Here is a 7,013-nt window from a genome sequence, read left to right as displayed (position 1 = left end):
AGAAGGAGAAGTACCTGCGACCGCTCTGCGAGGGCACCACGTGGTCGTGCTTCGCCATGACCGAACCGGAGGTGGCCGGCTCGGATCCGACGCTCATCCGTACCAGCGCGTACACGGACGGCGACGAGTGGGTCATCAACGGCCACAAGTGGTTCATCTCAAACGCCCACAGGGCGAAGTTCGCCATCCTGGTGTGCCGCACCGAGGAGAACCCGGAGATACCCCAGGCGGCCAACTCGGCGTTCCTCGTGGACATCCCGTCAGACGGGTGGACCGAGGTTCGCCAGATCGAGACGATGCACGGCTCGACAGGGCACTCGGAGATCCTCATCGAGGACCTGCGGCTGCACGACGATCAGATGCTGGGCGGCCGGGGCCAGGGGCACCTGCTGGGCCAGTACCGGCTGGGGCCGGCCCGCCTGGCCCACTGCATGCGCTGGATCGCCCAGGCCGAGATGGCGCTGGACATGATGGTGGAGCGCTCTCTGAACCGCTTCAGCCACGGGTCGCTGCTGGCCGAGAAGCAGGGCATCCAGTGGATGATCGCCGACTCGACGATGGAGCTCTACCAGTCGAAGCTGATGGTGCTGCACGCCGCCTACAAGATCGACCGGGGCGAGGACTTCAAGTCGGAGGTGTCGATGGCGAAGCACTTCGTGGCCAACAGCCTGAACCGGATCATCGACCGGTCAATCCAGGTGCACGGAGCGCTCGGCTACTCGACCGACACGCCGCTGGCCCACATGTTCCAGCAGGCCCGCTGGGCCCGGTTCGCCGACGGCGCCGACGAAGTGCACCAGATGCGGATCGCCCAGCGATCCATCGCCGCCTGGACCGATACTGGGTCCACGGCCCGGGCCACCGGCGACCTGCCCATCTGAGCCCGACCGTTCGACCCGACCACCCGACCACCCGGCGGCCAGCGGGACCGCCGACCCAACCCGGAACTCGAGAACCAGGAGAGCAACATGCGAGATGTCGTGATCGTCGATGCCGTGAGGACACCGGTTGGGCGTCGCAACGGGGGCCTATCGACCTGCCACAGCGTCGACGTGCTGGGCACCGTCCAGAAGGCGCTGTTCGACCGAACAGGGATCGACCCGTTGGAGGTCGGCCAGGTGGTAGGCGGCTGTGTCGGCCAGGTCGGCATGCAGTCCATGAACGTGACCCGCACGGCGTGGCTGACCGCCGGCCTGCCCCTGGAGGTGCCGGCCACCACTGTCGACGCCCAGTGCGGGTCGTCGCAGCAGGCCACCAACATGGCCTACGCCCTCGTGGCGTCGGGCGTAGTCGACGCCGCCGTGGGCTGTGGCGTGGAGTTGATGAGCCGGGTCGGGTTCGGAGCCACGCGTCCGAAGGACCCTGACTCGGGTGCCCCGGTGAACCGCAACTACTACGAGCACTTCGAGTTCACGTCGCAGTTCGAGGGCTCCGAGCGCATCGCCGACCAGTGGGGCATCACCCGGGCCGACACGGACGCATTCGGCGTGCAGTCCCAGGCCAGGGCGGCCCGGGCGTGGGACGAGGACCGCTACGCCACCCAGATTGTGGCCGTCGAAGCCCCCGTGCTGGACGATGACGGCAGGCCGACCGGTGGGACGACCACCGTCAGCCGGGACGAGGGCCTGAGGGACACGACCCTGGAGTCGCTGGCCAACCTGAAGCCGACGGGTCGGGAGAACGGCGTGCACACGGCCGGCACCTCGTCGCAGATCTCCGACGGTGCCGGTGCGTTGCTGCTCATGACCGCAGAGAAGGCCGCCGCCCTCGGCGTCGAGCCCATCGCCCGGATCGTCGACTCGTGCCTGGTGGGTTCGGACCCGGAGCTAATGCTGACCGGTCCGATCGGAGCCACGCAGAAGCTGCTGGCCGACAACGACCTGACGATGGAAGACATCGACGTGGTCGAGATCAACGAGGCATTCGCCTCAGTGGTGCTGGCGTGGGAGAAGGAGCTCTCGCCAGACATGGAGACCGTCAACCCGAACGGCGGCGCCATCGCCCTGGGCCACCCGTTGGGTGGCACCGGTGCCATCCTGACCACCAAGGCCGTGCACGAGCTGCAGCGCACCGGCGGCGAGTACGCCGTGGTGACCATGTGCTGCGGTGGTGGGCTGGGTACCGGCACGTTGATCCAACGGCTGTAGGAACCGCTCAGCGATCCGCCGGATGAGGGCGTAGGGACCATGTCCGACACATGCAGGGCCGTGGTGTTCCACGGTGACGGCACGTGGGCGCTGCGTGACGACTTCGCGGTGCCGACACCTCCGCCGGGCGGTGCGGTGCTGGCCGTGGAGGCCGTCGGGCTGTGCCACAGCGACGTGGCGCAGTTGGCCGGGCACCAGCACGTACCGGGCGAAGTGTCGCCGGTGGTCCCGGGCCACGAGATCGTGGGACGGGTACACGCCCTCGCGAACGACGCCGACCTGGGTGTCGAGGTCGGCGACCGGGTGGCGGTAGACATCGTGTGGTACGGGCCGCCGTACGAGGGCAACCCGTTCGGCGTGCGGTGCTACGGCTACTCGTTCGGCCTGGACGAGGGAGCCGGCCTGTGGGGCGGCTACGGCGAGTACATGGCGGTGCTACCCGGCACCCACCTGGCCCCGCTTACCGACGAGGTGTCGGCCGAGGAGTTGACGCTATTCGAGCCGCTGTCCAACATGGTGTCGTGGCTGGGGCGGGCCGGGTTCCAGGCGGGCCAGTCGATCGTCATCCAGGGGCCCGGGCACATGGGCCTGACGTGTGCGGCGTACGCGAGGTCGCTGGGGGCCGGCACCGTGATCGTGACCGGCACCGCCGACGACGCCGAACGCCTGGCCGTAGCCACCGAGGTGGGAGCCGACGTGACGGTCGACGTGACGGTCGACGATCCGGTGGCGGCGGTAATGGACCTGACCGGCGGGTTCGGGGCCAGCCTGGCCGTGGACCTGGCGAGCGCCCCGATCACGCCCGGGCTGTGCTTCGACATGGTGCACCACCGCGGCACGGTCATCTGGGCCGGACTGAAAGACCGTCAGGCCGTGTCGGTGGTATCCGACACGGTCGTGATGAAGGGCCTGACGGTGATGGGTGGGGCCGGTGGGGACGCTGCCTCGGTGGACGAGGCGGCCCGGATCCTGAACGGGGGCGGGTTCCCGACCGGCCCCCTGCTGGGTGCCGTGCTGGGCCTGGACGAGGTCGACCGGGCCATGGCGCTGCTGCACCGCGACGGCGACGAGGACGCCGTACGGGCGGTGCTGAAGCACACGCACTAACCCTTGTGGCGCCGTGGGGCGCTGCGGTCAGGTGCCGTCAGTGGCGTCTGCGGGCCGGAACCGGTACTCGTCGTCCCAGAAGACCCGTGATCGTGCGCCGTCACCGGTGCTGTCCGGGTTGAAGTCGTCGTCGAGGTACTTCATCGGGTGACGTCCATCGACGTAGCCCATGAACGGCGGCGTGATGCTGTAGCCGAGCATGGCCTTGATGCGGTCGGAGTAGTCCCTTGCCTTCGGGCCGACGGCCAGGATCATGTTCTCGAGTTGGCGTGCCCACGGTTCGCAGTATTGCGGGGTGATGCCGAGCCGGTTGGCGTCGCTGTGGTTGGCGCCGCCACGGTGCCAGAGCGTGCCGGCGAACACGACCACGGACCCGGCCGACATAGTGACCCTGACGACCTCGGCGCTCTCAGGGTCGGGACGTTTGTCGCCCCACAGGTGGCTGCCCGGGATGACCTCGGTGGCGCCGTTGTCATCGGTGAAGTCGTCGATGGCCCAGATCGTGGAGATGCCGGCCGGACGGCGGGGCCGAGGCTGGTTCACACCACCGTCGTCGAAGTGGAACGACTGGCGGGTCTCACCAGGGTGCACGTCGATGGCCAGGCACGACGTCAGCAGGTAGTTGGGCATGAGGAACTCGTCGACCATGCCCAGCACGTCCGGGTGCTCGACCAGGTCGGCCACGGTCGGCGTCTTGGCAAGGAGGGCGTAGACCCGCTTGGAGGAGTACCCCTCGAAGTCGTTGCGCCCGAGTGGCCCATCGTCCAGGAACGGCTGAAGCTCCACCCGGAACCGGGCGAGCGTGTCTGAGTCGAGTGCCCCCTCGAGCACGGTGTAGCCACGCTCTCGGATCTCTGCAGCCGCGCTCATGTCCGGAGTCTGTCACCTCGTCTACTCGGCGAAGAAGTGGTGGTGGGTGGCCTGGAGGGCCTCTCCCGTTGGGGCCACTGTCGAAAAGGGCCCTCCCGCCACCTCAGCCGACACCAGCGCCAGGCAGAGGTTGGAGTCATGCCTCGGCGACCAGACGGCCACCCGAACCTCGCCACAGGGCGAGCCGTCCGGGCCGTAGGCCGGCCAGGGCGACTCGCTGGTCGCCAGCAGCCGCTCCCCTGACAGCATGGCCTTCACCAGCCGCCGAGCCGGCCCCCGTGACCGCTCGGCCAACAGGGCCGCGTGGCCGATGAACTCGTCGTCGCGGTCCAGCGAAAGGAACTTCTCCAGGCCGACCTCCAGCGGCGACGCCCCCGCTCCGCAGTCAGCCCGGTAGGAGAACAGGTCGCTCTCGATCCGTTCGTTCAGCGTCGGCCCGCCCGGGTGGATCCCATACTTCTCCCCCGCCGCCCACACAGCGTCCCACAGGTCCAGCCCACGGGACCCATCCTGCAGGAACAACTCGAACCCTCCCTGACCGCTCCACCCGGATCGGCACAGTACAAACGGGATGCCGTCGTGACTGGTCTCGACGAACCCGAAGAACGGCACGTCGCCCACCCAGTCGCCCAACAAATCGGCCATGGTGTCATCGGCACGTGGACCCTGGACGGCCAACGGTGAGACGTCCGGCTCGAACACCCGGCAGTCCAGGCCCCGCTCGACCGCCACCGCCTGACACCACAGCAATACGTCGCTGTCGGCTATCGAGATCCAAAACCGGTCCTCGGCCAGCTTCAACACCATCGGGTCGTTGATGAGGATCCCGTCGTGGTCGCACATGGGGGCGTACCGCACCCGGCCGACGGCCATGCCCCGAAGGTCACGGGCCGACACGTACTGGCAGAGGGTGAAGGCGTCCGGCCCGACCACCTCAACCTGGCGTTGAGCTGCCACATCCCACAGCGAGACTCGTTCGACGAGCGCCCTGTACTCCTCGTCGGGATCGCCGAACGACCCGGGCATGTACATGTGGTTGTAGACGCTGACGTGCGTCAGCCCGTGGCGGACCAGGGCGTCGAAGAACGGCGACTTCCGGATCCTCGACCCGAGCCCTATCTGCAGTCCCACGATCCCCTCCTGTCGCCCCGACCGGCCCTACCAGTCGGGTTCCGACTCGCCGTGCCGGTACTGCGGGGCGTCGCTGGCCGGCAGCGGCGCGTTTCCGAGGATCAGGTCAGCAGACTTCTCGGCGATCATCATCACCGGGGCGTAGATGTTGCCGTTGGTGAGCGTCGGCATCACCGAGGCGTCCACCACCCGCAGGCCCTGTACGCCGTGGACTCGCATGGTGGACGGGTCGACCACGCCCATCGGATCGGTGCCCATGCGGGCCGTACAGGACGGGTGAAGCGCGGTCTCGGCATCGGCACGCACCCACTCCAGCACCGCCTCGTCGCCATTCACGTCGGGTCCGGGCGAGATCTCGCCGCCGTTGTAGCGGTCGAAGGCCGGCTGTCCCATGATGTTGCGGGCGACGGCAATCGCCTCGGCCCACTCCCGGCGGTCCTCCACCGTCGACAGGTAGTTGAACAGCATCCTCGGCTTCTGGAACGGGTCGTCGCTCTGGATCCGGACCCACCCGCGGCTGTTGGAGAACATGGGCCCGATGTGGAACTGGTAGCCGTGCCCGGCCGCCGGCACTGACCCGTCGTAGCGGACGGCTACGGGCAGGAAGTGGAACATCAGGTTCGGCCATGGCACGTCGTCGTTGCTGCGCAGGAACCCGCCCGCCTCGAAGTGGTTCGACGCCCCGGGCCCACGTCGGAACAGCCACTGCAGGCCGATCCACGGCCTACGCCAGTTCGCCAGGTTCGGGGCCAGCGAAACAGGCTCGTTGCAGGCGTACTGCACGTATACCTCAAGGTGGTCCTGGAGGTTCTCGCCCACGCCCGGCAGGTCCACGACCGGCGTGACCCCGGCATCTCGCAGCACCCCGGCCGGTCCGATGCCCGAGAGCTGCAGCAGTTGCGGAGTGTTGATGGCACCACCACACGAGACCACCTCGGCGGCGGTGGCCACGTGGCGCCGCCCCCGCCGCTGGTACTCCACGCCTGTCACCCGGGTGCCATCCATGACGAGCCGGGTGGCGTGCGCCTTCGTGACCAGGTCCAGGTTCTTCCGGTGCAGGACAGGATGCAGGTAGGCCCGGGCAGCCGAGAGGCGCCGGCCCCGGTAGACGTTGCGGTCGAAGGCGTTGAAGCCCTCCTGGCGGTAGCCATTGACGTCGCTGGTCATCGGGTGGCCGGCCTGCCGCACAGCCTCGAAGAATGCCTCGAACAGCGGGCTGGTTGCCGGACCCCGCTCCAGCTTCAGCGGCCCCTCGCCGCCCCGCCAGTCGTCGGCCCCAGCGATGCACGTCTCCAGACGCTTGAAGTACGGGAGGCAGTGGGCCCAGTCCCACGCCCCACAGCCCGGTGTGGCAGCCCAGCGGTCGTAGTCCATCGGGTTGCCCCGCTGGAAGATCATCCCGTTGATGCTCGACGACCCGCCCAGCACCTTGCCCCGGGCGTGGTACACCCGGCGACCCGCCATCTCGGGCTCGGGCTCGGATTCGTACATCCAGTCGTAGAAACGGTTGCCTATGCCCATCGACAGGGCGGCCGGCATGTGTATGACCACGTCGACCTTCCAGTCGCGGCGCCCGGCCTCGAGCACGAGGACCCGGTTGGATGGATCGGCGCTGAGGCGGTTGGCCAACGCACAGCCCGCGGACCCACCACCGACGATCACGAAGTCGTAGCGATCAGACATGCGCCCTCCGGCCGTGCCCACCACGGCGATCCCCGATTCTGCCCGACCCGGCCCACCGGACGCGCCCCGTAGGGT

6 protein-coding genes are annotated in these 7,013 nt (G+C 68.5%); 3 read left to right on the top strand and 3 right to left on the bottom strand.

Translation table 11 applies throughout. The features are described 5' to 3' along the window. From MK177_06250 to MK177_06240, 3 genes are all read left to right on the top strand, one after another. Positions 1–881 (top strand): acyl-CoA dehydrogenase family protein (locus MK177_06250; GenBank protein MCH2426919.1); only part of this gene is annotated, 881 nt, incomplete at its 5' end. Positions 882–968: 87 nt separating this feature from the next. Further along, the gene (locus tag MK177_06245; protein MCH2426918.1) at positions 969–2,147 is read left to right on the top strand and encodes a steroid 3-ketoacyl-CoA thiolase; all 1,179 of its coding nucleotides are present in this window, start codon (positions 969–971) and stop codon (positions 2,145–2,147) included. A 39-nt stretch (positions 2,148–2,186) separates the two neighbouring features. After that, positions 2,187–3,254, top strand: a complete 1,068-nt coding sequence (locus MK177_06240) for a zinc-binding dehydrogenase (protein ID MCH2426917.1) — start codon at positions 2,187–2,189, stop codon at positions 3,252–3,254. Between the two features lie 27 nt (positions 3,255–3,281). Here the strand turns inward: MK177_06240 and MK177_06235 are convergent, their stop codons facing one another. Genes MK177_06235 through betA form a run of 3 tightly spaced genes read right to left on the bottom strand, consistent with a single transcriptional unit; the run spans position 3,282 to position 6,938 of the window. Further along, positions 3,282–4,124 carry a phytanoyl-CoA dioxygenase family protein gene (locus MK177_06235; GenBank protein MCH2426916.1) on the bottom strand — a complete coding sequence of 281 codons (843 nt, stop codon included), beginning with the start codon at positions 4,122–4,124 and terminating at the stop codon, positions 3,282–3,284. A gap of 21 nt (positions 4,125–4,145) precedes the next feature. Next, a complete protein-coding gene (locus MK177_06230) occupies positions 4,146–5,255 on the bottom strand; it encodes a hypothetical protein (protein MCH2426915.1) in 1,110 nt (369 codons plus the stop codon). 27 nt (positions 5,256–5,282) lie between these two features. After that, positions 5,283–6,938, bottom strand: coding sequence for a choline dehydrogenase (betA, locus tag MK177_06225; GenBank protein MCH2426914.1), 1,656 nt, complete (start codon positions 6,936–6,938; stop codon positions 5,283–5,285). Positions 6,939–7,013 lie beyond the last annotated feature (75 nt).

It is taken from the genome of Acidimicrobiales bacterium (assembly GCA_022452145.1).
GTDB lineage: Bacteria > Actinomycetota > Acidimicrobiia > Acidimicrobiales > MedAcidi-G1 > UBA9410.
The sequence above is the reverse complement of the archived record's forward strand: the minus strand, read 5'-3'. Positions and strand labels throughout refer to the sequence as shown.

Coding starts and splice junctions, on each gene's coding strand:
- MK177_06240 (MCH2426917.1), top strand. CDS start 2,187: ATGTCCGACACATGCAGGGCCGTGGTGTTCCACGGTGACGGCACGTGG.
- MK177_06235 (MCH2426916.1), bottom strand. CDS start 4,124: ATGAGCGCGGCTGCAGAGATCCGAGAGCGTGGCTACACCGTGCTCGAG.
- betA (MCH2426914.1), bottom strand. CDS start 6,938: ATGTCTGATCGCTACGACTTCGTGATCGTCGGTGGTGGGTCCGCGGGC.
- MK177_06245 (MCH2426918.1), top strand. CDS start 969: ATGCGAGATGTCGTGATCGTCGATGCCGTGAGGACACCGGTTGGGCGT.